The organism is Lysobacter sp. cf310 (assembly GCF_900114355.1).
Classification (GTDB): domain Bacteria; phylum Pseudomonadota; class Gammaproteobacteria; order Xanthomonadales; family Xanthomonadaceae; genus Lysobacter.
The window spans coordinates 442,044-468,216 of sequence record NZ_FOSS01000001.1 but is presented as its reverse complement, the minus strand read 5'-3'; the positions used below and the strand labels follow the sequence as shown (position 1 = coordinate 468,216).

17 protein-coding genes are annotated in these 26,173 nt (G+C 69.4%); 9 read left to right on the top strand and 8 right to left on the bottom strand.

The genetic code is table 11. The annotated features are described in order from the left end of the window. Nucleotides 1–95 precede the first annotated feature (95 nt). The 4 genes from BMZ45_RS02000 to fusA all read right to left on the bottom strand — a co-directional run bounded on the left by BMZ45_RS02000 (nt 96) and on the right by fusA (nt 4,821). Complete coding sequence (locus BMZ45_RS02000) at nt 96–725, bottom strand: LysE family translocator (RefSeq protein ID WP_091631819.1); 630 nt, start codon at nt 723–725, stop codon at nt 96–98. 241 nt (nt 726–966) lie between these two features. After that, a complete protein-coding gene (locus BMZ45_RS01995) occupies nt 967–1,353 on the bottom strand; it encodes a thioredoxin family protein (RefSeq protein WP_217643135.1) in 387 nt (128 codons plus the stop codon). Nucleotides 1,354–1,394: 41 nt separating this feature from the next. After that, nucleotides 1,395–2,648: a mechanosensitive ion channel family protein gene (locus BMZ45_RS01990; RefSeq protein ID WP_091631817.1), complete on the bottom strand. Its 1,254-nt coding sequence runs from the start codon at nt 2,646–2,648 to the stop codon at nt 1,395–1,397. Between the two features lie 112 nt (nt 2,649–2,760). After that, on the bottom strand, nt 2,761–4,821 hold the full coding sequence (gene fusA / locus BMZ45_RS01985) for an elongation factor G (RefSeq protein ID WP_091631814.1): 2,061 nt from the start codon (nt 4,819–4,821) through the stop codon (nt 2,761–2,763). Between the two features lie 470 nt (nt 4,822–5,291). Between fusA and BMZ45_RS01980 the strand changes: the two genes are divergently transcribed. The 3 genes from BMZ45_RS01980 (at nt 5,292) to BMZ45_RS01970 (ending at nt 7,263) form a co-directional block, all read left to right on the top strand. Next, nucleotides 5,292–5,720, top strand: a complete 429-nt coding sequence (locus BMZ45_RS01980; RefSeq protein ID WP_056182992.1) for an OsmC family protein — start codon at nt 5,292–5,294, stop codon at nt 5,718–5,720. 40 nt (nt 5,721–5,760) lie between these two features. Further along, complete coding sequence (locus BMZ45_RS01975) at nt 5,761–6,453, top strand: alpha/beta hydrolase (RefSeq protein WP_091631812.1); 693 nt, start codon at nt 5,761–5,763, stop codon at nt 6,451–6,453. A 102-nt stretch (nt 6,454–6,555) separates the two neighbouring features. After that, nucleotides 6,556–7,263 carry a glycine zipper 2TM domain-containing protein gene (locus BMZ45_RS01970; RefSeq protein WP_091631809.1) on the top strand — a complete coding sequence of 236 codons (708 nt, stop codon included), beginning with the start codon at nt 6,556–6,558 and terminating at the stop codon, nt 7,261–7,263. 87 nt (nt 7,264–7,350) lie between these two features. Here BMZ45_RS01970 and BMZ45_RS01965 read toward each other — a convergent pair whose 3' ends face one another. The 3 genes from BMZ45_RS01965 to BMZ45_RS01955 all read right to left on the bottom strand — a co-directional run bounded on the left by BMZ45_RS01965 (nt 7,351) and on the right by BMZ45_RS01955 (nt 9,935). Continuing rightward, nucleotides 7,351–7,800, bottom strand: a complete 450-nt coding sequence (locus BMZ45_RS01965; RefSeq protein WP_091631806.1) for a DUF3592 domain-containing protein — start codon at nt 7,798–7,800, stop codon at nt 7,351–7,353. Between the two features lie 328 nt (nt 7,801–8,128). Next, on the bottom strand, nt 8,129–9,004 hold the full coding sequence (locus BMZ45_RS01960; protein WP_091631803.1) for a PhzF family phenazine biosynthesis protein: 876 nt from the start codon (nt 9,002–9,004) through the stop codon (nt 8,129–8,131). Nucleotides 9,005–9,047: 43 nt separating this feature from the next. Beyond that, nucleotides 9,048–9,935: a PhzF family phenazine biosynthesis protein gene (locus tag BMZ45_RS01955; RefSeq protein ID WP_091631800.1), complete on the bottom strand. Its 888-nt coding sequence runs from the start codon at nt 9,933–9,935 to the stop codon at nt 9,048–9,050. Between the two features lie 272 nt (nt 9,936–10,207). Between BMZ45_RS01955 and BMZ45_RS01950 the strand changes: the two genes are divergently transcribed. From BMZ45_RS01950 to BMZ45_RS01935, 4 genes are all read left to right on the top strand, one after another. Beyond that, the gene (locus BMZ45_RS01950) at nt 10,208–12,817 is read left to right on the top strand and encodes a bifunctional aspartate kinase/diaminopimelate decarboxylase (protein ID WP_254776505.1); all 2,610 of its coding nucleotides are present in this window, start codon (nt 10,208–10,210) and stop codon (nt 12,815–12,817) included. After that, nucleotides 12,817–14,178 carry a UDP-N-acetyl-alpha-D-muramoyl-L-alanyl-L-glutamate epimerase gene (gene murL, locus BMZ45_RS01945; protein ID WP_091631795.1) on the top strand — a complete coding sequence of 454 codons (1,362 nt, stop codon included), beginning with the start codon at nt 12,817–12,819 and terminating at the stop codon, nt 14,176–14,178. Before BMZ45_RS01950 ends, murL begins: the two co-directional genes overlap by 1 nt. Beyond that, nucleotides 14,159–15,547, top strand: a complete 1,389-nt coding sequence (murD, locus tag BMZ45_RS01940; RefSeq protein WP_091631792.1) for a UDP-N-acetylmuramoyl-L-alanine--D-glutamate ligase — start codon at nt 14,159–14,161, stop codon at nt 15,545–15,547. The genes murL and murD overlap by 20 nt, the downstream gene beginning before the upstream one ends. Before the next feature lie 74 nt (nt 15,548–15,621). After that, nucleotides 15,622–16,407 carry a dienelactone hydrolase family protein gene (locus tag BMZ45_RS01935; protein ID WP_091631790.1) on the top strand — a complete coding sequence of 262 codons (786 nt, stop codon included), beginning with the start codon at nt 15,622–15,624 and terminating at the stop codon, nt 16,405–16,407. Nucleotides 16,408–16,643: 236 nt separating this feature from the next. On the opposite strand, the gene BMZ45_RS01930 is transcribed toward BMZ45_RS01935, so the two are convergent. After that, nucleotides 16,644–17,642 carry a polyprenyl synthetase family protein gene (locus BMZ45_RS01930; RefSeq protein ID WP_091631787.1) on the bottom strand — a complete coding sequence of 333 codons (999 nt, stop codon included), beginning with the start codon at nt 17,640–17,642 and terminating at the stop codon, nt 16,644–16,646. 567 nt (nt 17,643–18,209) lie between these two features. Here BMZ45_RS01930 and BMZ45_RS01925 point away from each other — a divergent pair. Both BMZ45_RS01925 and BMZ45_RS01920 read left to right on the top strand, forming a co-directional pair. Next, on the top strand, nt 18,210–19,541 hold the full coding sequence (locus tag BMZ45_RS01925) for a prealbumin-like fold domain-containing protein (RefSeq protein WP_175488889.1): 1,332 nt from the start codon (nt 18,210–18,212) through the stop codon (nt 19,539–19,541). A gap of 18 nt (nt 19,542–19,559) precedes the next feature. Further along, a partial coding sequence (locus tag BMZ45_RS01920; protein ID WP_139215361.1) for a CARDB domain-containing protein occupies nt 19,560–26,173 on the top strand: 6,614 nt, incomplete at its 3' end.

Genomic DNA, 26,173 nt, shown 5'->3' with positions numbered 1-26,173 from the left:
CGCAACTCCGTCATTGAGGTCGTGAATCAACGACCTGAGGGCGGAGGATGCGGGCTTCAAGCGCGTCGACGGCGGCCGGCGCGGCGCGGTTCACCTCAGCCGCGTTGCTGCACCGCCAGGCGCAGGCCCAGGGCGATGAACACGCTGCCGGTCACGCGCTGTTTCCAGCGCCCGGCGCCGGTGGAGTAGCGTCGGCCGAGGCGGCCGACCGCGACGCTCAGCATCAGACTGTGGCAGAAGCCGATCAGCGACAGCAGCGCGCCCAACACCAGGAACTGCAGCCAGACGTAGCCGCGCTCGGGGTGCACGAACTGCGGCAGGAAGGCCAGGAAGAACAGCGCGACCTTGGGATTGAGCACGCCGGTGATCACCGAGCGCAGGTAGATGTTGGGCTCGGCCGCGGCCGGCGCGTCGCTGGCCGCGGCGGGCGCGGTGTCCGCCGGCGCGCGCCAGGCCTTGATGCCCAACCAGATCAGGTAGGCGGCGCCGGCGTACTTGAGTACCTCGAAGGCCATCGCCGAGGTCGCCAGCAGCGCCGACAGGCCCAGGCTCGCGGCCAGGGCGTGGATCAGGGTGGCGGTTTCCAGCCCGAACGCGGCGCGCACGCCGCGCGCGGTGCCGCCGGACGCTGCCTGGGTCAGGATCCAGGCCGTGCCCGGGCCCGGGATCAGCACCAGTACGGCGGCGGCGACCAGATAGGCGGCGAGGGTGGCGGTATCGAACATGGCGGCGGGGTTGCGGGGGGCGGAATCCGCAGTCTGCGCCGCGTATGCGCGCGCGCCAAGTGCGCGCCCGCGGTCCGGCGCGGGACTCAGCGTTGCACGCGCCGTACGCCTAGCCTTGGGTAGGAGCGGCGTAAGCCGCGACCGCGAAACTACGCCTGCTACCGAATCTGCGCCGGCTCGTATGGTGGCTGGTCGCGGCTTACGCCGCTCCTACCCCAAAGCGAGTGCCCCAAGCGAATGCTTAGCCGGTGGCCGCGCTGGCTTCGGCCGCGCGCTGCTTTTCGATCGCCGCGACGAAGGCGTCGGGGCCGGGCCACTGGCCGATGCGTCCCAGTTTCCTGGCGCCGCGGAACACCAGGAAGGCGGGGATGCCGTGCAGGCCGAAGCGCGTGCCCATCTGCGGGTCTTCGTAGACGTTGTCGTGCAGCCAGTCGACGTCCGGCCAACGGAAACGTTCGGGCGTGAGTAGGATCTGGCCCTTGGCGATGTCGCAGTTCGGACAGTCCTTGCCCCACAGGAACAGGATGCGCAGGCGTTCGTCCTCGGCCAGCACTTCGTCCAGGCGCGCTTCGCGCACCAGCCGCATCGGGAAGGTCCAGAAGAAGCGCGGGATCGTGGTGTCGCTCACGGCTTCATCCTACTCCTGGAACCGGCCTGTGCGCCGGCCGCCTAGGGCACCGCCAGTTCGATGCCCTGGGCGCGGAACTCGGCCAGGGTGGCGTCGTAGATGTCCGACAGCAGGGCATGCTGGCCGTTCTCGATGTCGGCGATCCACAGCTGCGCTTCCAGCACGATGCCCTTGTCGGTGACCGTACTGACGTAGACCCCGGGTTCGGGCGTACGCAGCACGCGCGGCTGGGCGGCGACCGCGCGCAGGAAAATGGTGCGCGCGGCCACGGTGTCGGTATCGCCCTTGACCAGCAGGGTCGAGGTCAGGCGCACGTTGCGGTCCGACCACGACTGATTGAGGATGGTGTTGCCGGTCAGGGTGTCGTTGGGAACGATCGCTTCCAGGCCTTCGCGGGTGCGGATCACCGTATAGCGCACGGTCATGCGCGTGACCTTGCCGGTCACGCCGCCCACCGAGACGTTGTCGCCGACCCGCACCGACTGCTCGAACAGCACGATCAGGCCGCTGACGTAGCTGGCCGCCAGCTTCTGCAGGCCCAGGCCCAGGCCGATGCCGAGCGCGCCGCCGAAGGCGGCCAGCGCGGCCAGGTTGATGCCGCTGGCGCTGAAGATCAGCATCAGCGCGACCAGCCACACCAGCACGCCGGCGATGCGCGACAGCGCCAGGATGTGATTGGGCGCCAGGTGCGGGCTGCGCTGGATGGCCTTATCCAGGGTCCGCGTGGCCCAGTACGAAACGATCACGATGATCACGCCGACCACCAGGCCGCTGACCACGTCCTCGGTGCTCAGCGTGATGTTGCCCAGCGTGAGCTTGGAGGCGAACAGCTTGGCGACCAGCGGGTAGCGCGCACCGAACACCGCCAGCATGGTCATGGCCCAGGCCAGCACCGTGGCCACCCGCATCAGGACCTTGAGCAGGGGCGTCGGCCGGAACAGCAACTCGACCAGGGCGCCGGGGATGCGCACCAGCACGAATACGCCCAGGGCCAGGAACACCAGCGAGATCGCGGCGCGGCCGAATTCGTTGACGATGCCCAGCGGCCCGGGGATGGCCAGCAGCAACAGCGCCAGCGTGGGCGTGAACAGATAGTCCAGCAGGATGCGCAGGCGCGGCCGGTCGCTCAGGCGCGGGCGCAGGCGCTGTTTCAGGTAGTGGGACAGCAGCAGCGCCGCGACCACCAGCGCGAGCGCGATCACCGCCTCGACCGGGTGCGCGGTCACGGACAAAGCCGTGTCCAAGGTCTTTTCGAGCTCTGGATCGACCGCCGCGGCGGGGTTCTCGGGCTTCATGCGCAGGCTCGGCTGGGGGAAAGGCCGCGCCCGAAGCGGCGCGGCCTGCGAAGATTGTGGACATCGCAAGGCTCCCGCGCCAGCGCGCGGGAGCGCCAGGGGGAACGCGCGCTCAGTCCTCCTCGGCCCGCGGCTTGAAGGCCTCGACCAGCTTCTGTTGCACGTTCGCCGGTACCGGCTCGTAGTGGCTGAAATCCAGCGAGTAGCGTCCGCGCCCGGCGGTCACCGATTTCAGTTCGGCCGCATAGCCTTCCAGCTCCGACAGCGGCACCTGCGCCTTGACGATGATCTCCTGGCCGCGCGCGGCGTCGGTGCCGTTGATGCGCGCGCGCTTGCTGGCCAGGCCGCCGCTGATGTCGCCCATGTGCTGCTCGGGCGCGTTGACCTCGAGGTCGACGATGGGCTCCAGCACCTGCGGGCGGGCTTTGCTGATCGCGTCCAGGAAGGCCTTCTTGCCGGCGGCCACGAACGCGACCTCCTTGCTGTCGACCGGATGGTGCTTGCCGTCGTAGACGATCACGCGCACGTCCTGCATCGGATAGCCGGCCAGCGCGCCCTGATGCAGCACCTGGCGCACGCCTTTCTCCACTGCCGGCAGGAACTGGCCGGGGATGGTGCCGCCCTTGACCTCGTCGACGAACTCGAAGCCGCCGCCGCGCGGCAGCGGTTCGACGCGCAGAAACACCTCGCCGAACTGGCCGGCGCCGCCGGTCTGCTTCTTGTGGCGGTGATGGCCCTCGGCCTTGCCGCTGACGGTTTCGCGGTAGGCGATGCGCGGCGGGCGCGACTTCACTTCCACGCCGTATTTGTCCTTCAGGCGATCGATGTTGATGCGCAGGTGCAGGTCGGACAGGCCGCGTATCACGGTTTCGTTGGTTTCGGTCTCGTGCTCGACGTGGAAGCAGGGATCCTCTTCCGACAGCTTGTGCAGCGAGGTCGCCAGCTTCTGCTCCTGGCCCTTGCTGGCCGCTTCCACCGCCAGGCCGAACATGGGCTTGGGGAAGTTCAACGGCGCCAGGTGGATCTGGTCCTCGTCGTGGCTGTCGTGCAGCACCGCGTCGAAATGCAGCTCGTCGACCTTGGCCACCGCGGCGATGTCGCCGGGGATCGCCTGCTCGATCTCGACATGGTCCTTGCCCTTGAGCTTGAACAGATGCCCGACCTTGAACGGCTTCTTGCCGTCGTCGACGAACAGCTGGGTGTCGCGCTTGAGCGTGCCCTGATAGACGCGGAACACGCCGAGCTTGCCGACGAAGGGGTCGTTGACGATCTTGAACACGTCGGCGATCACGTGCGCCTTGGGATCGGGCGCGGCCACGATCGGCTGCGCGTCCTCGCCCACGCCCTTCACGAACGGCGGCGGATTGGCTTCGGCCGGATTCGGGAACAGCGCCTCGGCCGCATCCAGCAGTTCCTTGACCCCGACCCCGCTGCGCGCCGAACAGAACAGCACCGGCACCAGATGGCCTTCGCGCAGGCACTGCTCGAAGGCGTCGTGCAGCTCCGCGCCGCTCAAGCCGCTTTCGCCCAGGTCCAGGTAGTGCTCCATCACGGTCTCGTTGATCTCCACCACCTGGTCGATGATCTTCTGATGCCAGTCGCCGACGCTGCCCAGGTCGCTGGCCTCGGCGCTGCCGGCCGCGGAGGCGGCGTAGCAGTCGACCACGCGCTGGCCGCGGTCGGCGGACAGGTTCAGGGGCAGGCATTCGGGGCCGAAGCTCTCGCGCAGGTCCTCGAGCACGCGCGCCGCGTCGGCGCCCTCGTGGTCGATCTTGTTGACCACCAGCACCCGGCAGAGATTGCGCGCCTTGGCGTGCTCCATCATGCGGCGGGTGCCGTACTCGACCCCGGTATCGGCGTCGACCACGATCGCGACCGTCTCCACCGCCGCCAGCGCCGACAGGGTCGGGCCGCGGAAGTCGGGATAGCCGGGGGTGTCGATCAGGTTGACGTGGATGCCCGCGTGATCGGTGCTGGCGATGGCGGCGTCCAGCGAATGGCCGCGCTGTTTCTCGATCGGATCGAAGTCGGAGACGGTGCTGCCGCGTTCGATGCTGCCTGCCGTCTGGAGTGCGCCGCCGGCCTGCAGCAGGGCTTCGAAGAGCGTTGTTTTGCCGGCGCCGGGGTGGCCTGCCAAGGCCACGTTGCGGATGGATTGAGTGCTGTAGGACATGAGCGGACTTCTCCCTGGGTGAGGGTGGGAAGGCCGTCATGGCTGTCCGCGCTGCGCGCCCGAGCGTGGAGCGCTCGGCGGGCGGTCATGGCGGGTGCCGGCATTCGGGGGGCCGGGAATCAAGACTCCCGCAGGCGAGGGGGCGGGTCAAGCCCGGCTTGGGTTGCGTTGCAACATGGGGCGTGAAAGCAAATCTCCCTCAGTCCGTCCGGCCAGCGGGCACAGCCCGCTGGCGTTCAGTCGCGCACGAACCTGCGGTTCGTAGGCCGCGCGCCCTCACCCTTCTCCAAAGGGGGAAGACCAGCCCTTGGCAGGCGGAAGGACCAGGCCTTTGCGAGGCAGGTCAGTCTCCCCGCTTCGCTGCTTGCTGTTCCCCCTTTGTTGAGGGGGTAGGGGTGCTCTTAGCCGCAATACAGAACTAACACCCCCACGGTTACCCTGACCGCCCCTCATTCCACCGGAGTCGACACATGGGCATCTCGCGTCACGCCACCGCACATTGGGAAGGCGATCTCAAAAGCGGGCAGGGCCGTCTGAGCAGCCAGAGCGGCGTGCTGGACAACACCCGCTACGCCTTCAACACCCGCTTCGGCGACGAGAAGGGCACCAACCCGGAAGAGCTGATCGCGGCCGCGCACGCGGGCTGCTTCACCATGGCGCTGTCGGCCAAGCTGACCGAGGCCGGACATCCGCCGGCGCGCCTGGACACCCGCGCCGAGGTCGATCTGTCGATGGAAGGCGGCCCGAATTTCTCGCAGATCCGGCTCAAGGTCAGCGCCGACGTGCCCGGCATCGACGCCGCCAAGTTCCAGGCCATCGCCGAGGATGCCAAGGCCAACTGCCCGGTGTCGAAGGCCTTGAGCGCGGTGCCGATCAGCCTGGAGGCGACGCTGGCTTGAGGCCGCGCGTGCGACGCCCGCCGATGCGCGGCCCGCGTTGATGGCGGCGCGTGCGCCCATCCGCCACCTGCTGCTGGTTCACGGCGCAGGCGGCGGCGCCTGGGAATGGAGCCGGTGGTGCGAGGTCCTGCGCGCTCGCGGCCTGGCCGCGCAAGCGCTCGAGCTGCACGCCGCCGACGCCGGCCTGGCCGCCACCGGCTTCGACGATTACGTGGTGCAGGTGCGCGCGGTGTTCGAACGCCTGCCGCGGCCGCGTGCGCTGATCGGCGCCAGCCTGGGCGGCCTGCTCGCCTTGCCCTGCGCCGACGCCGCCGACGCGCTGGTGCTGATCAATCCGTTGCCGCCCGCGCCATGGGCGGCGCGCCTGCCTGCGCGCGCATGGCCGCCGATCGTGCCTTGGCATCGCGACGCGCGCCTGGCCTCGACCCGGCGCGCGCTGCCCGACGCCGACGAAGCCGCCGCGCTCTACGCCTACCGGCGCTGGCGCGACGAGTCCGGCGCGGTGCTGCGCGCCGCCCAGGACGGGATCGCGGTCGCCGCGCCGGTCTGCGCGACCTTGTGCGTGGCGTCCGCGCAAGACGAAGACGTGCCGCCCGAGCTCACCGCCGAGCTGGCCGCGGCCTGGGGCGCCGACTGCCTGCAGGCGCCATCGCCCAGCCACGTCGGCCCTCTGCTGGGGCGCGGCGCGTCCGAATTGGCCGGCCGCGTCGCCGACTGGCTGTCGGCCAGGTAAACGCCGCCAGGGCCGGCACCGAAACCACGGCCGGATTCAGCCAGCGTTGACCGCGCCGACCCGACGATGCGATCCACGCCATCCCGGCGTGTGGAGCCCGACATGAAGCGCCTGTCCGTTACCGCCCTTAGCCTGGTCCTCGCCGCCGCCACCGGCGTCGCCTCGGCGCAGTCCTATCCGCAGAACGGTTACGGTTCGGCCTACCCGAACAGCTATCCGGCCTCTTCGGGTTCGCAGGTCGACTACGCGCGCGTGCTGCGCGTCGATCCGGTGTTCGATTCCTACAACAGCGGCCAGTACGGCGCTCAGCGTTGCTACGAGCGTCCGACCTACGTCAACGGCGGCGGCACCTACGACGGCTACGACGATCGCGGTTACGACGACAACTACCGCCGCGACGACGGCTACACCGACCAGTACGGCAACTATCGCCGCTCCGCCGGCACCGAAACCGGGCGCACCGTGGCCACCGTGATCGGCGGCATCCTCGGCGCCGCGGTCGGCAGCCAGGTCGGCGGCGGCAGCGCGCGTTACGCGACCTCGGCGGTCGGCTCGATGGTCGGCGGCATGGCCGGCCGCAGCGTGTACGAGCAGAGCAAGCGCAACAGCAGCCGCGACCGCGTCGGCTCGGTGCGCGTCTGCGATCCGGTCCAGAATACCGGCTACGGCAACAATGGCTACGGCGGCGACGACCGCGCGGTCAGCGCCTACGACGTGACCTACGAGTACGGCGGCCGCAGCTACCGCACGCGCACCAACTACCACCCCGGCGACAAGATCCGCGTGCGCGTGGACGTGCGTCCGGAGTGAGGCGGTCGGGACGGTGGGCGTCGAGATGACGCGCTCCACTGTTCCGATCCGCGCATCGGAGAGGGCCGGCGAACGCCGGCCCATCTTTTATCTCTTCTTCAGCGCGGCGGCGACCACGGTCAATGCCAAGGCCGCCGCGGCCAGCAGAATCAGTATGGCGTCCAGCGTCAGGCCGTACCCGTCGATCTTCGCGGTTCGGGCGGGCGCTGCGCGCAGGTACAGCACAACGACCGATTGACCTTCCGCCAGGCGACGAAAGCCTCGGCCTGTGGTGGATTGGAAACGATGTTCGCCGCCGGACGGGTCGTAGAAACCAATCAGTGGGAACTGCGCGCAGACGGCCCTGTTCAAGAATCGGCTGCGCGCCCGACACTCCGAGCGCAAGGCCAGGACGGTGCCTTCGGCGCGGCTCATCCGCGCCTCCGTCGAGACCCGGTCCGTACGCACCAACCAGGCCGCCGCCGCGAGCGCGACGCTGATGGCCAGCAGGCCGACGACGCGGCGGTTCCTCGATAGCCACGTGGAGCGATTGTTCATGGGGTCTGATCTTAGAGGCACAGGCTATGCATCGAATCGAACGCTTAGGGCCTGAGTCAGCTACCGGTCGATACGCCCGCGATAGATTTCGAGGGAGCGGCCCTGACTTCGCGCCCGATCCATCTTGAAATGCCTTCCAGCTCGAGGGTAATCGTTGTTGTTCACCCAGGCCGCGAATTCCTTTGCGAGTTCGCACACGTCCACGCGGTCGGAAACGTACTCTTCGACGGTCGCAGCCGCGGTCGGCAGGAGCAGGCTGCGACAAGGATGAGAAAGACGGTCGCGTTGCGCATGGCGCCCCGTTCGTTGTGTTGCCTGTTAGGCAACTCTACCAATCGATATGCCCGCTCACGATCGGATGCACCTGGCCGCCCGACCAGACGTCGCCGTCGGCGTCCACGTGCAGTTGCAGGCGCGCGTCGAAACCGACTTCGCGGCCCTGGCTGACGGTGTAGCGGCCGTCGCGGCCGGGCAGGGCGTGGTTGTGCTGCAGCCAGGCCGCGAGGGTGGCGTTGGCGGCGCCGGAGGCGGCGTCTTCGAACTGCGCGGGCGCGCCGACGAAGGCGCGCACCACCAGGTCGTAATCCTTGCCCGCATCGGCGCGCGCGAATGCGCACAGGCCCATGCTCTCGGTGCGTTCGGCGAGCTCGCCGATCGCGTTCCAGTCTGGGGTCGCGGCGCGCAGCGCGGCTTCGTCGCGCAGTTCGGCCAGCCACCAGCGCCGGCCGCCGTCCATCAGCGCCGGCGGCAGCGCGCCCAGGGGCAAGCCGTCGAGGGCGGCGCTCAGGCGTGGATCCTGGGCGCCGGCGGTTTCCAGCACGCGTGCGCGCGGCGTGCGCACCGCGATCGTGCGCGCGGCGCCTTCGCCGTCCACCGCCAAGGGCAGCAGGCCGGCCACGCCTTCCTGCAGCAATCGGCCGTCGACGGGCGCGGCCAGTCCGGCGTCCAGCACCACGTGCGCGGTGCCGACGCTGGGATGGCCCGCGAACGGCACCTCGCGGCGCGGACTGAACATACGGATGCGGTAGCTCGCGCCCGGCGCGGTCGGCGCGAACACGAAGGTGGTCTCGGGCAGGCGGGTCCAGCGCGCGATCGCCTGCATGGCGGCCTCGTCCAGGCCCTCGGCATCCAGCACCACCGCGAGGGGGTTGCCGGCGCCGGGACGGTCGGCGAATACGTCCAATTGCAGGTAGCGGCGTTTCATTGTCGGATCGCGTCGCGGCGTGGGGTCCGCTGGGTCGCGCAGCTTACCAATCGGCGCGGCCGCGGATAACCGCCTGGACCCGGCCGCCGATCCAGATCTCGCCCTGCTCGTCCAGCGCGACCTCGACCCGGCCGTCGCGGCCGAGCTCGCGGCCCTGGCTGGCGACATAGCGCGTGGCGCCGCCCGGGAAGCCGCCGTCGGCGGCGAGCTGGGCGCCGATGGCGGCGTTGACGCTGCCGGTGACCGGGTCCTCGGGGATGTTGTCGGCGGGGCAGAAGGCGCGCACCGCGAGTTGGTGGTCGGGCGCCTCTGCAGGCGCGTAGACCGCCAGGCCGACCGCGGCGCAGGCCCGGGTCAGGGTCGCGATCGCGGGCAGGTCCGGCTGCAGCGCGCGCACCGCGGCGGCGTCGGTCAGCTCCAGCACCCACCAACGCGCGCCGTTGTCCCATAGCGCCGGCCCACGCCCGCCCAAGCTCAGCGGTGCGCTCACCGTGGCCAGCGCGGCCGCGATCGCGTCGGGTTCGGCCAGGCTGGCGATGTCGATGCGCTGCGCGCGCGGCGCCCGCACCGATACCAGCGCACGCGCGCCGCTGCCGGCCACGCGCACCGGCAGCAAGCCCGCCGCGCAGTCCTGGACCAGGGCGCCGTCGCGCGGGCTGGCCAGGCCGGCGTCGATCGCGGCCCAAGCCGCGCCCACACTGGGATGACCCGCGAAGGCCAGTTCCTGGCGCGGGGTGAAGATGCGCACCCGGTAGTCGGCGCCTTCGACCGGCGGCAACAGGAAGATGGTTTCGGACAGGTTGGTCCAGGCCGCGAAGGCCTGCATCGCCGCGGTGTCCAGGCCGTCGGCGTTCAAGACCACACCCAGCGGATTGCCGGCGCCCGGCCGGTCGGCGAACACGTCCAGTTGCAGGTAGCGGCGCAGGGTCATGGCGGTCTCGGGCGCTAGGCGGGCGGGTCAGTAGAACCGTTCCGCCGTGGGCGTTCCAGTGTTGCGCGCGCCAGCGGCCTGCGCCGGGGCTTTCCCGTTTAGAATCGCAGGCTCATGCCCGCGGCGCGGGCGAGCGCGACTCTTCAGACCCGGCTCCGGCACGTCCGCGGGCCCGGTGGTCGCGCCCGACGGCCGCGGCATGGTGCCCGAACACACGCCCGGCCGCAGCCGGGTATCGATCAGAGCGCGACAACAAACCGGAGACAGTGGCGGTGGCGGAAGCATCTCGTTGGGTAGTACTCAAGTTCGGCGGCACCTCGGTGTCCCGCCGCAACCGTTGGGACACCATCGGACGCCTCGCCTCCAAACGCATGCACGAGGACGGCGTACGCGTCGTGGTCGTGGTCTCGGCCTTGTCGGGCGTCACCAACGAACTGCAGGCGATCGCTAGCACGCCCGAAGGCGCGCAGGACGAGATCGGCGCGCGCGTGCAGGCCCTGGTCGAACGCCATCGCGCGTTCTGCGCCGAGCTCGATCTCGACGCCGATGCGGTGCTCGGCGAGCGTCTGGCCGCGCTGCAGGCGCTGGCGGTCGACCCGCGCGTGGCCGACCGCGCGCTGGATTGGCAGGCCGAGGTGCTCGCCCAGGGCGAGCTGCTGTCCTCGACCATCGGCACGGCCTATCTGCGCAGCCAGGGCCACGACTTCGGCTGGTGCGATGCGCGCGATTGGCTGGACGCGGTCTCGCTGCCGAACCAGAGCGCCTGGGCGCGGCGTTTGTCGGTGAACTGCCGGCGCGAACCCGATCCCGAGTTCGCCGCGCGCTTCGCCCGCCAGGCCGCACCCATGCTGCTGACCCAGGGCTTCATCGCGCGTCACGACGACGGCGGCACCGCCATCCTCGGCCGCGGTGGCTCGGATACCTCGGCCGCCTACTTCGGCGCCCTGCTCAAGGCGCAGCGGGTCGAAATCTGGACCGACGTGCCCGGCATGTTCAGCGCCAATCCGCGCGAAGTGCCGGACGCGCGTCTGCTGACCCGTCTGGACTATGCCGAAGCGCAGGAAATCGCGACCACCGGCGCCAAGGTCCTGCACCCGCGTTCGATCGCGCCATGCCGCGACGCCGGGGTGCCGATGGCGATCCTCGACACCGAGCGCTTCGACCTGCCGGGCACCCGCATCGACGCCAGTGCGGCGACCGTGCCGGGCGTCAAGGCGATCAGCCGCCGCAACGGCATCGTGCTGGTGTCGATGGAAAGCATCGGCATGTGGCAGCAGGTCGGCTTCCTCGCCGACGTGTTCGAGCGCTTCAAGCGCCACGGCCTGTCGATCGACTTGATCGGCTCGTCGGAAACCAACGTCACGGTGTCGCTGGATCCCAGCGAGAACCTGGTCAACAGCAACGTGCTGGAGGCGCTGTCGGCCGATCTGGCCGAGGTCTGCCGGGTCAAGGTGATCGCGCCCTGCGCAGCGGTCACCCTGGTCGGGCGCGGCATGCGTTCGCTACTGCATCGCTTGTCGGACATCTGGGCCGCGTTCGGCCGCGAGCGCGTGCACCTGATCTCGCAGTCCTCGAACGATCTCAACCTCACCTTCGTCATCGACGAAGCCGATGCCGATGGCCTGCTGCCGCATCTGCATCACGAGCTGATCCGCGGCGGCGCGATGCCGGTGCGCGACGACAGCGTGTTCGGCCCCAGCTGGCGCGAGATCGCGCACGGCAAGCCCACGCGCGCGCCGGCCTGGTGGCGTGGCGACCGCGCGCGCCTGCTCGACGCCGCCTCCGCCGGCACCCCGCGCTACGTCTACGACCTGGCGACGGTGCGCGAACGCGCTCGCTCGCTGCGCGAGACCCCGTCCATCGATCGCTGCTACTACGCGATCAAGGCCAATTCGCACCCGGACGTGCTGCGCGCGATCGCCGACGAAGGCTTCGGCCTGGAGTGCGTGTCGCTGGGCGAGATCGAACGTGTGTTCGAGACCCTGCCGCAGCTCGATCCGGCCCGCGTGCTGTTCACGCCCAGCTTCGCGCCCAAGCGCGAGTACGTCGCCGCGTTCGCGCGCGGCGTCACCGTCACGCTGGACAACCTCGAAGCTTTGCAGAACTGGCCCGAGGTATTCCGCGATCGTTCGATCTGGCTGCGCATAGACCTGGGCCACGGCGAAGGCCACCACGAGAAGGTGCGCACCGGCGGCGTCGCGGCCAAGTTCGGCCTGCCGATGTCGCGTTTCGACGCCTTCGTCGAGCAGGCGCGCCGTCTCGGCGTGCGCATCGCCGGCCTGCATGCGCATCTGGGCAGCGGCATCGACGATCCGCGCCACTGGCGCGGCGTGTACGCGCAGCTGGCCGGCCTGGCCGACGGCATCGGCACCATCGAGACCATCGACATCGGCGGCGGCCTGCCCATCGCCTATACCCCGGAAGCGCGGGAGTTCGACCTCGCCGCCTGGCGCGCCGGACTGGCCGAGATCAAGGCCGCGTACCCGCGCTACGGCCTGATCGTCGAGCCCGGCCGCTACCTGGTCGCCGAGAGCGGCGTGCTGCTGCTGACCGTCACCCAGGTGGTCGAGAAGGACGGCGTGCGCCGGGTCGGCGGCGACGCCGGCATGAACGCGCTGATGCGTCCGGCCATGTACGAGGCCTACCACGGCATCCACAACCTCAGCCGCCTGGACGACGCCGACAGCGTCGCCTGCGACGTGGTCGGGCCGATCTGCGAGAGCAGCGACGTGCTCGGCCGCGGCCGCCCGCTGCCGCGCGCGACCGCCGAGGGCGACGTGCTGCTGGTCGCCGACGCCGGCGCCTACGGCATGGCGATGGCGCATACCTACAACCTGCGGGCGCTGCCCGCCGAGCAAGTACTGCAAGAAGGTGATCTGTAATGACTGACTGGCGTTTCCAGCGCGATGCGATCCGCGCGTTCCGTTTCGTGCGTTGCGGTTTCGACGCGGCGAGCGGCGTGGCGCAGCTGGTCTACGCGTTCGACGACGGCCCGGAGCTGATCGAAACGATCACCGTGCCGGGCGCGCCGTTCGACCTGGATGCGCAGCGTACGGCCGCGGTCGAGCGCGCGCTGCGGCTGCTGCACCTGATCGCGGGCGTGAGCTACTACAAGGCGGCGGTGCCCGAAGAGATCCGCATCGACGCCTATCAGATCGATGCCGACACCGCGGCCCTGCTGGAGCTGATCTACGTCAACGGCCTGGGCGAGTTCGCCTACCGCAACGGTCTGAACCTGCACGGCCGCATCCGCTTCCCGCACGCCGCGGCGGCGACCGCGCAGGCGCCGGCCCTGGGGTTGCGCGAGCACGCCCTGGTCGCGATCGGCGGCGGCAAGGATTCGCTGGTCAGCATCGAAGCCCTGCGCAGTCTGGGCGTGGAGCAGACCGTGACCTGGATCGGCGGTTCCCAGCTGATCGCCGCCTGCGCGCAGCGCACCGGTTTGCCGACGCTCAACCTGGGCCGCGCGCTCGCGCCGCAGTTGTTCGACTACAACCGCGAAGGCGCCTGGAACGGCCACATCCCGGTGACGGTGGTGAACTCGGCGATCATGGTGCTGGCGGCGCTGCTGCACGGCGTCGATCAGGTCGTGTTCTCCAACGAACGCTCGGCCAGCTACGGCAGCCTGATCGAGGGCACCGGCGAGGTGAATCACCAGTGGTCCAAAGGCTGGGCCTGCGAGCAGGCCTTCGGCGACCACGTGCAGCGCCAGGTCGCGGCCGATCTGCACTACTACTCGCTGCTGCGCCCGCTCAGCGAACTCGCGGTGGCGCGGCAGTTCGCGCGCAGCGACCGTTACGACGCGCACTTCAGCAGCTGCAACCGCAATTTCCATATCCTCGGCGAGCGCCCAGCCAATCGCTGGTGCGGCGTGTGCCCGAAATGCCACTTCGTGTTCCTGGCGCTGGCGCCCTTCATGCCCAAGCCGCGCCTGGTCGGCATCTTCGGCCGCAACCTGCTCGACGACGTCGGCCAGATCGGCGGCTACGACGCGCTGCTGGAGTATCAGGACCACAAGCCCTTCGAATGCGTGGGCGAGGGCCGCGAATCGCGCGCCGCGATGGCCGCGCTGAGTGAGCGCCCCGAGTGGCGCGAGGACACCTTGGTCGAACGTTTCGCGCGCGAGATCCGGCCGCAGTTGAGCGCCGAGGATCTGCGCATCGAACCGCTGCTGGTGCTGGACGAGGAACAGCGGCTGCCGCCCGCCTTGTGGGAGCGCCTGCGTGCGCATTTCGCAGCTTGACGGACGCCGCGTAGCGCTCTGGGGCTGGGGCCGCGAAGGCCGCGCCGCCTACCGGGTGCTGCGCGATCGCCTGCCCGGGCAGACCCTGACCCTGTTCTGTTCGCAGGACGAGGCCGCCGATGCGCGCGCGCTAGGCGATGCGCGTCTGCTGATCGAAACCGCGGCCAGCGCCGAACGTCTGGGCGCGTTCGAGTACGTGATCAAGTCGCCCGGCATCAGTCCCTATCGCACCGAGGCGGTGGCGGCGACGGAGCAGGGCGCGCGTCTGCTGGGCGGCACCGCGCTGTGGTTCGGCGAGCATCCCGAGGCGCGCACGATCTGCGTGACCGGAACCAAGGGCAAAAGCACCACCACGTCGCTGCTGGCCCATCTGCTGCGCGCGGCCGGTCGTCGCACCGCTTTGGCCGGCAACATAGGCCTGCCGCTGCTGGAACTGATGGCGCCGACGCCGGCGCCGGAATTCTGGGCGATCGAGCTGTCCAGCTACCAGACCGGCGACGTCGCCGGCGGCGGCGTGCGGCCCGAGGTCGCGATCGCGCTCAACGTGTTCCCCGAACACCTGGACTGGCATGGTTCGCATGCGCGCTATGTCGAGGACAAGCTGCGCCTGCTGACCGAGGCCAAGCCGCGCATCGCCGTGCTCAACGCCAACGACGCCACCCTGGCCGCATTGGCGCTGCCCGACAGCGACGTGCGCTGGTTCGGGCGCGAGGACGGCTGGCATCTGCGCGGCGATGCGCTGTATCGCGGCGATGTCGAGATCATGGATACCTCGGCGCTGCCGTTGCCGGGGCGCCACAACCGCGGCAACCTGTGCGCGGTGCTGACCGCGATAGAAGCGCTGGGCCTGGACGCGGCGCCGCTGGCCGCGCACGCGGCGAGCTTCCGTCCGCTGCCGCACCGTCTGCAGCCGATCGGCACGCGCGACGGCATCGCCTACGTCAACGATTCGATCAGCACCACGCCGCACGCCAGTCTGGCCGCGCTGGACTGCTACGACGGCCGTCGCATCGCGATCCTGGTCGGCGGTCACGACCGCGGGGTGGAGTGGGGCGTGTTCGCCGATGCGATGCGGCGCAAGGCGCCGGTCGCGATCGTGACCATGGGCGAGAACGGCCCGCGCATCCATGCCTTGCTGTCGCCGCTGGCGGCGCAGTCGGATTTCCGCCTGAGCGCGGCGCAGGACCTGGCCGAGGCCATGACGCAGGCGCGTGCCGCCCTCGGCGACGACGGCGTGATTCTGCTGTCGCCGGGTGCGCCCAGCTTCGGCCCGTATCGCGACTATGTGGCGCGCGGCCGGCATTTCGCCGAGCTCGCGGGCTTCGACCCCGACGCGATCAGCTCGATCCCGGGCCTGGGCGTCGCCTGAGCCGCGGACCGATTTCACATCTCGGCGTCATGCCGCGGAGGTAGGCTGCGCGCTTACCTCAGGGAGAATCCGCCATGCGCCGTCTCGTAGCCGCGATCGTCCTCGTTCTTTGCGCCTCGCCGGCGCTGGCCGCGATGCAGGCCAAGCCGGTGAAGTGGAAGGTCGGCAAGGATTCCTTCACCGGGGTGCTGGTCTACGACGACGTCAACGCGATCAAGCGCCCGGGCCTGGTGATGGTGCCGAACTGGAAGGGCGTGACCCCGGCCGCGATCGAACGCGCCAAGCTCATCGCCGGCGACGACTATGTGGTGCTGGTCGCCGACGTCTACGGCAGCAAGATCCGTCCCAAGGACGACAAGGAAGCCGGCAAGGTCGCCGGCCCGCTGCGTGCGGACCGACCTAAGCTTCGCGCGCGCATCCAGGAAGCGGTGAAGGTGCTCAAGGCCCAGGCCGGCAAGGCGCCGGTGGACGCGGGCAAGATCGGCGCGCTGGGCTACTGCTTCGGCGGCAGCACCGTGCTGGAACTGGTGCGCGGCGGCAGCGAACTGGCCGGCGTGGTCAGTTTCCACGGCGGCCTGTCCACCGATCTGCCGGCCCAGGACGACGGCGCGCGCACGCCGGTGCTGGTGCTCAACGGCGCCGACGACCGCGGCATCACCGATCAGGACATCGCCAGCTTCGAGAAGGAAATGGACGCGGCCGGCGCCGACTGGCAGTTCGTCAATTTCAGCGGCGCGGTGCATTGCTTCGCCGAGCCGGAAGCCAACAATCCGCCGGGCTGCGTCTACAACGAACGCGCCGCCAAGCGCGCCGAGCGCATGATGCGCGACTTCTTCGCCGAGCGTTTCGCGGCGGAGTGAGCGGTGTGCGGGTAAGTGGGGCTGTGTCCTTCGAGCGGAACGCAAATCTCCCCTAACCCCTCTTTTGCAAAGAGGGGGACTGCATTCGAAAGGGGGGCGCACTCGAAAGAGGGCTGCATTCAAAGCGGGACTGCGTTCGAAGCGAGAGCCGCGCGCGACGGCATCGAAGCGCGCCGCTCTTAACCTCCCCCTTTGAAAAAGGGGGATTGAGGGGGATTTGCTTTCCCCGCCGGAACTCAGTGATCCCGACTGACCGCGTACCTCGCCAGCCCGCGCAGCGCCGCCGTGTAGTCGTTCTCGTCCAAACCTTCCAGCGCGTTTTCGGCCGCATCGGCGTAATCGCGCGCACGCTGGCGGCTGTAGTCCAGCCCGCCGGTGGCGTGGATCGCGGCCATGACGTCGGGCATGGCGTCGGTGTCGCCGTGTTCGACCGCCGCGCGCAGGCGCGCGCGCACCGCATCGTCGCTGTGCGCGATGGCGTGGATCAGCGGCAGGGTGGCCTTGCCCTCGGCGAGATCGTCGCCAAGGTTCTTGCCCAGGGTCTGCGCGTCGGAGGCGTAGTCGAGTACGTCGTCGGCGATCTGGAAGGCATAGCCCAGGGCCATGCCGTAGTCGTGCAGGCGTTGCTGAGTGGCCGCATCGGCGCCGGACAGCAGCGCGCCCAGGCGGGTCGCGGCCGCGAACAGCACCGCGGTCTTGCGCTCGATCACGCGCAGGTAGGCGCCTTCGTCGGTGTCCGGGTTGCGCACGTGCAGCAGCTGCAGCACCTCGCCCTCGGCGATGGCGTTGGTGGTGTCGGCCAGGATCTTCATCACTTCCATGCGGTCCAGTTCGACCATCAGCTGGAAGCTGCGCGAATACAGGAAGTCGCCGACCAGCACGCTGGCGGCGTTGCCCCAGACCGCGTTGGCGGTCTTGCGGCCGCGGCGTAGATCCGATTCGTCGACCACATCGTCGTGGAGCAGGGTGGCGGTATGGATGAACTCGACCACCGCCGCCAGTTGGTGCGCGTCCGGGCCTCGGTGGCCCAGTGCGCCGGCCGCCAACAGCAGCAGCATCGGGCGCAGGCGCTTGCCGCCGGCGCCGACGATGTACTCGGCGACCTGGTTGATCAGGACCACGTCCGAGGCCAGCCGGCGCCGGATCAGGGCATCGACCGCCGCCATGTCGTCTCGGGCCAGGGATTGGATGGTCGCCAGGTCGGGGACGGACAGGGACGGTGCGCTGGAGGGCATGGGACGGCCGATGCAGTGGGGACGGAAAGTATAGGGCGCGGCCGTGTTCAGCCGAATCCTCGGCGTTTCGCCGCGGCGGCGGAGCCGGCGCCCCCGGCGTCGGGCCCGTCGTGGCAATTGCGCATGAAAATCACACTTTGTATGTGTGTTTTAAGCCACGCACTTTGCGTAATCAGTGGCTTATGGGGGATTTCCCTATTCAATAGGTCACAAAAGTGACGTACAACGGCCGCATCTGACCTGTGGGTCTGGCACGCATGTCGCGGATTCCATCTGAGCGTTAGTGTGCGGTTGGTTGCAGGTGTTGTGTGATGGATGGCACACTATTTGCAACGTACTCCCGGAAGCCAAGGCGGACGGGGACGCGTAGTGCGGAAGGGGATACAGGGAAAGGTCGCTAATTGCGTCCGCGCGAACCGGGGCTCAGGCAAAGGGCTGAGCACGGCATTGGCACAAGTTGGGTACCTATTTGGTACCTGGGGGCTTCAACCAAAGTCACGCAGCTCGAGCACGCACGACCAGGAGTCGGGCGCGGTCGGCGCGATGGCGCGCAGCGCAAGAAATCTCATGACCGAAGCAATGCCTACTTGCGTCGTAACGCGCGACAGCGCCCGCCGCACCCTCCGTTCGCTCGCGCTGTTGGCGTCGTGGGCCTTGCTGTTCGTCGCCGGTTCGGTGTCCGCCGCGACCACCGGCACCTGGGCCACCCCCGGCAATTCGGCCAACGCGACCGCCGTGGGCGTCACGGTGAACTGGGCCGGTGCGATCGGTGGCGGCAGCCCCTACGGCAACGACACCTTCAACACCACCAACTTCTGGAACAACCCCTATACCGGCACGGTCGCCGGCGCCAACGCGCTGGTCATGACGATCCCGCCCAACACCTACACCATCACCGTCACCTTCAGCAAAGCCGTGGACAACCCGGTCTTGCACATGGACCGCATCGGCGGTTCCTCGGGCGGTCTGAACAACTCCTCGCTGTGGACCCTGAGCAGCAGCGTGTCCACCGGCGGCACCGTCGGCCTGACCCGGCTCAGCGGCAACTCGGTCTTCACCGTCACCGGCAATACCTTCCAGCGCACCACGGGCGGCGTCGCCGCCGGCAGCACCGAATGCAGCACCACCGCCGCCAACGGCACCGGTTGCGGTTCGATCCGCTTCGACGGCACCGGCATCACCAGCCTGACCTTCACCGTTTCGGCCATCGATCCGGGCGGCGGCAGCGCTGGCGACGGCCTCGAAGTGATCTGGTCGATCGCCGGTTCCGACCTGCGCATCGTCAAGCAGACCTTGGCCAACACCGGCAGCTTCCCCTTCACCGGCACCAATGGCGTGGGCTCGCCGACGCTCAACACCGCGACGCTCAATCCGCAGACCTCGGCGGTGTTTCCGATCACCAATCACGCCGCGGCGATCGGCGTCACCGAAACCGCCGTGACCGGCTTCGCGCTGCAGTCGGCGACGTGCCGCGATCAGAGCAACGCCGTGGTGACCTCGTCGCTGGCCGGCAACGCGCTGACCATCGCCGCGGCCAACTACCGCGCCAACCAGAACATCACTTGCACCTTCGTCAATGCGACCGCGTCCGATCTGACGATCGCCAAGAGCGATGTCGCCACCAGCTACACGCCGGGCGGCACCTCCAGCTACACGCTGGTCGCGCGCAACTTCGGCGCGCTGACGATCACCGCCGCACAGATCGCCGACACGCTGCCTGCCGGCGCGACCTTGTCGGGTCCGTGGAGCTGCGCCGCCAGCGCGGGTTCCAGTTGCAGCGTCGCCAACGGCGGCGCCATCGGCGGCAACACCGTTTCGCTCACCGTGAACCTGCTTGCCAACGGCACGGCCACCATCACCGTACCGGTGGCGTTCAACGCCAACGCCGGCGCTTACTGACCCTGTCTGGGCCTACGCATGAAGACTGCCAACACCCGCCCGCTCGCTCGCCCGCTGCATAACCGCCGCGAGGAGGGCGCCGGAACGCGTCTGTCCCGGACCGTGTCGCGTATCGCGCTCGCCGCGATGCTGCTGCTCGCGGCCCCGCTGGCGTTGGCGCAAGTCTTCCCGCCGTCGCTGAGCAACACCGCGTCGATTTCGCCGCCCAGCGGCGTCACCAACAGCGGCGCTTCGTGCACCGGCGCCGGCCGCAGCTTCAGCGCCGGCGTCTGCTCTTCCACCGATACCAACACCCTGGCGGCCTCGTCCGACCTGGCGATCAGCAAGACCGGCACCGCCACCGTCAATCAGGGCGGCACCGTCACTTACACCATCCGCGTTTGGAACAACGGCCTCAGCAGTTCGCTGGGCGCGACCATCGCCGACACCGTGCCGGCCAACCTGACCTCGGTCAGCTGGACCTGCGCCGGCACCGGCGCGGGCTCGACCTGCAGCGCGGCCAGCGGCACCGGCAACAACATCAGCCTGACCGCGAACCTGCCGGTCGACACCGGCGCGACCACCACGCCGGACACCGCTTTCGTCACCGTCACCGTCACCGGCACCGCGACCACGCCGGGCGCGATCGCCAACACCGCGACGGTCGCCGCGCCGGCCGGCGCCACCGATCCGACCCCGGGCAACAACAGCAGCACCGCCAACACCACGATCACCGCGCTGACCGACCTGGCGATCAGCAAGACCGGTACCGCCACCGTCAATCAGGGCGGCGCGGTCAGCTACACCATCCGCGTTTGGAATAACGGCCCTGGCGCGGCCACCGGCGCGGCCATCACCGACACCGTGCCGGCCAACCTGACTTCGGTCAGCTGGACCTGTGCCGGCACCGGCGCGGGCTCGACCTGCAGCGCGGCCAGCGGCACCGGCAACAGCATCAGCCTGACCGCGAACCTGCCGGTCGATACCGGTGCGGCGACGTCGGCCGACACCAGCTTCGTCACCATCACCGTCACCGGCACCGCGACCACTCCGGGCGCGATCACCAACACGGCGACCGTTGCGGCGCCGGCGGGTGCTTCCGACCCGACCCCGGGCAACAACAGCAGCGCCGCCAACACCACGATCACCGCGCTCAACGATCTGGCGATCAACAAGACCGGTACCGCCAGCGCGAACCAGGGCGGGGCGGTCAGCTACACCATCCGCGTCTGGAACAACGGCCCGAGCGCCGTCACCGGCGCCAGCATCACCGACACCGTGCCGGCCAACCTGACCTCGGTCAGCTGGACCTGCGCCGGCACCGGCGCGGGCTCGACCTGCAGCGCGGCCAGCGGCACCGGCAACAGCATCAGCCTGACCGCGAACCTGCCGGTCGATACCGGTGCGGCCACGTCGGCCGACACCAGCTTCGTCACCATCACCGTGACTGGCACGGCGACCACGCCGGGCGCGATCACCAACACCGCCAACGTGGCGGCGCCGGCCGGCACCAGCGATCCGACCGCGGGCAACAACAGCAGCACGGCGAACACCACTATCGTCGCGCTCGCGGATCTGGCGATCACCAAGGGCGTGTCGAACAGCGCGCCGATCGTCGGCACCAACGTCACCTTCACGCTGACGGTCACCAACAACGGTCCGTCGGCCGCGGCCGCGGTCTCCGTCGCCGACCTGCTGCCGGCCGGCTACACCTATGTGTCCGACAACGGCGCGGGCGCCTACGTGTCCGGCACCGGCGTGTGGACCATCGGCTCCCTGGCCAACGGCGCCAGCGTTTCGCTGCAGATCGTCGCGACCGTGCGCGCGACCGGTCCGTACGCCAACACGGCCACGGTCAGCTCGACCACCACCGATCCGACCCCGGGCAACAACACCAGCACCTCGACGCCGACCCCGGTGGCTTCGGCCGACCTGTCCATCGTCAAGGGCGTGTCGAACAGCACGCCGGCCGTGGGCACCAACGTCACCTTCACCCTGACGGTCACCAACAGCGGCCCGTCCGCCGCGGCCGCCGTGTCGGTCGCCGATCTGCTGCCGGCCGGCTACACCTATGTGTCCGACAACGGCGCGGGTGCTTACGTGCCGGGTACCGGCGCTTGGACCGTCGGCAGCCTGGCCAACGGCGCTTCCACTTCGTTGCAGATCGTCGCGACCGTGCGCGCGACAGGTCCGTACGCCAACACGGCCACGGTCAGCTCGACGACCAACGATCCGACCCCGGGCAACAACACCAGCACCTCGACGCCGACCCCGGTGGCTTCGGCCGACCTGTCCATCGTCAAGGGCGTGTCGAACAGCGCGCCGGCCGTGGGCACCAATGTCACCTTCACGCTGACGGTCACCAACAACGGTCCGTCGGCCGCGGCCGCGGTCTCCGTCGCCGACCTGCTGCCGGCCGGCTACACCTACGTGTCGGACAACGGCGCGGGTGCTTACGTGCCGGGTACCGGCGCTTGGACCATCGGCAGCCTGGCCAACGGCGCTTCCACTTCGTTGCAGATCGTCGCGACCGTGCGCGCGACGGGTCCGTACGCCAACACGGCCACGGTCAGCTCGACCACCACCGATCCGACCCCGGGCAACAACACCAGCACTTCGACGCCGGTGCCGGTGGTCTCGTCCGACCTGTCCATCGTCAAGGGCGTGTCCAACAGCACCCCGGCGGTGGGGACCAACGTCACCTTCACCTTGACGGTCACCAATAACGGTCCGTCGCCCGCAACGGGCGTGTCGGTCGCCGACCTGCTGCCCAACGGCTACACCTATGTGTCCGACAACGGCGCGGGCGCCTACGTCTCCGGCACCGGCGTGTGGACCATCGGCAACCTGGCCAACGCCGCATCGACCTCGCTGCAGATCGTCGCGACCGTGCGCGCGACGGGCACCTATGCCAATACGGCGACAGTGTCCTCGACCTCCAACGATCCGACCCCGGGCAACAACACCAGCACCTCGACGCCGACTCCGGTCGCTTCGGCCGACCTGTCCATCGTCAAGGGCGTGTCGAACAGCACGCCGGTCGTGGGCACCAACGTCACCTTCACCCTGACGGTCACCAACAACGGCCCGTCGGCCGCGGCAGCCGTGTCGGTCGCCGACCTGCTGCCGGACGGCTACACCTACGTGTCGGACAACGGCGCGGGCGCTTATGTGCCCGGTACCGGCGCCTGGACCATCGGTGCGCTCGCCAACGGCGCCAGCACCTCGCTGCAGATCGTCGCGACCGTGCGCGCGGCCGGTCCTTACGCCAACACGGCCACGGTCAGCTCGACCACCAACGACCCGACCCCGAGCAACAACACCAGCACCTCGACGCCGGTGCCGGTGGCTTCGGCCGACCTGTCCATCGTCAAGGGCGTGTCGAACAGCACGCCGGTGGTGGGTAGCAACGTCACCTTCACCCTGACCGTCACCAACAACGGTCCGTCGGCCGCCGCGGCGGTTGCCGTCGCCGATCTGCTGCCCAGCGGTTACACCTACGTCTCCGACAACGGTGCGGGCGCCTACGTGCCGGGCACCGGCGTGTGGACCATCGGTACTCTGGCCAACGCGGCCTCCGCTTCGCTGCAGATCACCGCGACCGTCAATCCGGCCGGCACCTACGCCAATACCGCCACGGTCAGCTCGACCACGGGCGACCCGACCCCGGGCAACAACACCTCGACCTCGACCCCGGCACCGGTGGCGTCCACCGACGTGGCGGTCAGCAAGGCCGGCCCGGCGAACGTCAATCAGGGCGGTATCGTCACTTACCAGATCTACGTCTGGAACAACGGTCCCAGCGTGGCGACCGGTGCGAGCATCACCGACACCGTCCCGGCCAACCTGACCGGCGTCAGCTGGACCTGTGCGGGCACCGGTGCGGGCGCGACCTGCGGCACGCCCAGCGGCACGGGCAACAACATCAGCCTGAGCGCTAACCTGCCGCTCGACACCGGTGTGGCGAGCGAGCCCAACAGCGTGTTCGTCACCGTCACCGTGACCGGCACGGCGACCACGCCGGGCACGATCACCAACACCGCGACCGTCGCGCCGCCGCCTGGTTCCAACGACGCGAACCCGGGCAACAACAGCAGCTCGGCCAGCACCGACATCGCGGCCCAGGCCGATCTGTCGATCACCAAGGGCGTGTCCAACGCAGCCCCGATCATCGGCACCAACGTCGTCTTCACCCTGACCGTCACCAACAACGGTCCGTCGGCTGCCGCGGCGGTTGCCGTCGCCGATCTGCTGCCCAGCGGTTACACCTACGTCTCCGACAACGGTGCGGGCGCCTACGTGCCGGGCACCGGCGTGTGGACCATCGGTACTCTGGCCAACGCGGCCTCCGCTTCGCTGCAGATCACCGCGACCGTCAATCCGGCCGGCACCTACGCCAATACCGCCACGGTCAGCTCGACCACGGGCGATCCGACCCCGGGCAACAACACGTCGACCTCGACCCCGGTGCCGGTGGCTTCGGCCGACCTGGTCATGGCCAAGTCGGTCGACAATGCCTCGCCGGTCGTGGGCGCCAACGTCGTCTTCACCCTGACCGTCACCAACAACGGTCCGTCCGCGGCGGCGGCGGTGTCGGTCGCCGACCTGCTGCCCAGCGGCTACACCTACGTCTCCGACAACGGTGCGGGCGCCTACGTGTCCGGTACCGGTGTGTGGACCATCGGCAGCCTCGCCAATGGCGCCAGTGCCTCGTTGCAGATCGCGGCTACCGTGAACGCGACGGGCACCTACCTCAACAGCGCCACGGTCAGCTCGACCACGAACGATCCGACCACGGGCAACAACACCGATACCGAGACCACCACTCCGACCGCCTCGGCCGATCTGGCGATCCGCAAGACCGGCCCGGCGACCGTCAATCAGGGCGACTCCGTCAGCTACACGATCCAGGTCTGGAACAACGGCCTCAGCGACATCGCCAACGCGACCGTCGAAGACACCGTGCCGACCAACCTGACCTCGGTCAGCTGGACCTGCGTCGGCACCGGCGGTGCGGTCTGCGTCAGCCCCTCGGGCACGGGCGACCTAAACACCAACGTCGACCTGCCGGTCGACACCGGCGCGGCGAGCAGCGCCGACACCCGCTACGTCACCTTCACCGTGACCGGCACCGCGACCACGCCGGGCGCGATCACCAACACCGCGACGGTGGCCGTGCCGGCTGGCGCGATCGACCCGACCCCGGGCAACGACAGCAGCTCGGCCAGCACCACCATCGTGGCGCAGGCCGATCTGGCGATCGTCAAGGGCGTGTCGAACGCGACTCCGGTCGTCGGCAGCAACGTCGTGTTCACCCTGACGGTCACCAACAACGGCCCGTCGGCTGCGGCGGCGGTCTCGGTCGCCGATCTGCTGCCGAACGGCTACACCTACGTCTCCGACGACGGCGCGGGCGCTTACGTGCCGGGCACCGGCGTGTGGACCATCGGCAACCTGGCCGACGCGGCTTCGGTCTCCTTGCAGATCACCGCCACCGTCAACGCCACCGGCACCTACGCCAACACGGCGACGGTCAGCTCGACCACGACCGATCCGACCCCGGGCAACAACACCTCGACCTCGACCCCGACGCCGGTGGCTTCGGCCGATCTGGCGATCGTCAAGGGCGTGTCGAACGCCAACCCCAACGTCGGCGACAGCGTCACCTTCACCCTGACCGTCACCAATAACGGTCCGTCCGCCGCCGCCAGCGCGTCGGTGACCGACCTGCTGCCGGCCGGCTACACCTACGTGTCCGACGACAGCGCGGGCGCGTACGTGCCGGGCACCGGCGCCTGGACCATCGGCAACCTCGCCAACGGCGCCAGCGTCGCGCTGAACATCGTGGTCACCGTCAACGCCGCCGGCCCGTACGCGAACACCGCGACGGTGACCTCGGCCACCAACGATCCGACCCCGGGCAACAACACCAGCACCTCGACGCCGGGCCCGGTCCCGACCGCCGACCTCGCCATCGTCAAGGGCGTGTCGAATGCGAACCCGGTCGTGGGCACGAATGTCGTGTTCACGCTGACGGTCACCAACAACGGCCCGTCGCCGGCGACGGCGGTGTCGGTCGCGGATCTGCTGCCGAACGGCTACACCTACGTCTCCGACAACGGCGCGGGCGCTTACGTCTCCGGCACCGGTGTGTGGACCATCGGCAGCCTCGCAAACGCGGCCTCGACCTCGCTGCAGATCACCGCCACGGTCAACGCCACGGGTACTTACCTCAACAGCGCGACCGTTTCGTCGACGACCAACGATCCGACTCCGACCAACAACACCGGCACGGCCACCACGACGCCGGTCGCCTCGGCCGATCTGGTCATGGCGAAGTCGGTGGACAATGCGACTCCGACGGTCGGTACGAATGTTGTGTTTACCCTGACCGTCACCAATAACGGTCCGTCGGCCTCGGCCGGCGTCTCGGTCGCTGACTTGCTGCCGAACGGCTACACCTACGTTTCCGACAACGGGGCGGGCGCCTATGTGTCCGGTACCGGCGTGTGGACCATCGGCAATCTGGCCAACGGTGCGTCGACCTCGCTGCAGATCACTGCAACGGTCAACGCCACGGGCACCTACGCCAACACCGCGACGGTGACCTCGACCACGAACGATCCGACCACGACCAACAACACCGGTACGGC